The sequence below is a fragment of the Planktothrix tepida PCC 9214 genome, assembly GCF_900009145.1.
Classification (GTDB): Bacteria; Cyanobacteriota; Cyanobacteriia; order Cyanobacteriales; family Microcoleaceae; genus Planktothrix; species Planktothrix tepida.
Window position 1 is genome coordinate 1 of record NZ_LN889908.1, and the last position, 215, is coordinate 215.

The following is a 215-nucleotide window of genomic DNA, read 5'->3' on the forward strand; positions in this document are numbered from 1 at the left end:
AATGGTGTAGCGGGTTCTTTCAATAATCTGGGAAATACTTATAACCGTCTGGGAGAATATCAAAAAGCGATAGAGTTCTTTCAGCAGTCTCTTTCTATTTTTCAAGAAATAGGTGATCGCAATGGTGTAGCAGGTTCTTTCATGGGTCTAGGAAATGCTTATGAGAGTCTGGGAGAATACCAAAAAGCGATAGAGTTCTATCAGCAGTCTGTTTC

At 39.5% G+C, this 215-nt stretch carries 1 protein-coding gene; it reads left to right on the plus strand.

Annotated features, from left to right (window positions below; all coding sequences use genetic code 11):
* Positions 1-215, plus strand: a 215-nt coding sequence (locus PL9214_RS29755) for a tetratricopeptide repeat protein (RefSeq protein WP_139295235.1), incomplete at both ends; no start/stop codon positions are given.